Below are 596 nucleotides of genomic sequence, written 5' to 3' on the forward strand. Positions count from 1 at the left end.
AAGCAGCTTTCCCAAGTTTCGCCAGCAGTCATCCGACGGTCTAATGAAACGGAGCAACCATCGGCAACGGCACAACGACTAGGAGATGAATAGAAGATTTGTGAAGGTGTCACAGTCCCACGGCCTAAGAAGCGAGCTTCTTGCCATTCAGGGTTGTTCTTTTCGTTTAACATCTTAACCAGGCCACTGATAACGGTACTTTCAGTGTCACCGTTGTTGTTTAATTGACGCACGTCTTGTAAAATGTCCATCATCTTGTAAATGGCGTTGTCACCACGTTCTGGTGCAGAACCGTGGCAAGATTGGCCTTTAACGTCAACGCGGATTTCCATCCGGCCACGTTGGCCACGATAGATCCCACCATCAGTTGGTTCAGTTGAAACAACGAATTCAGGCTTAACGTCTTCTTCGCTTAAGATATAATGCCAGTTCAAGCCATCGCAGTCTTCTTCTTGGACGGTTGCGGCAACTAAGACGGTATAGTCATCGTTGAGTAAGCCTAAGTCTTTCATGATCTTAGCACCGTAAACGGCTGAAGCGATCCCGCCTTCTTGGTCAGAAGTCCCACGGCCACCGATTTCAGTGTCTGTTTCGTA

1 protein-coding gene is annotated in these 596 nt (G+C 48.0%); it reads right to left on the reverse strand.

The window, feature by feature from the left end:
* Nucleotides 1–596 (reverse strand): peptidase dimerization domain-containing protein (locus tag FC07_RS12755; RefSeq protein WP_157050161.1); only part of this gene is annotated, 596 nt, incomplete at both ends.

Source organism: Loigolactobacillus bifermentans DSM 20003, assembly GCF_001434575.1.
Lineage (GTDB): Bacteria > Bacillota > Bacilli > Lactobacillales > Lactobacillaceae > Loigolactobacillus > Loigolactobacillus bifermentans.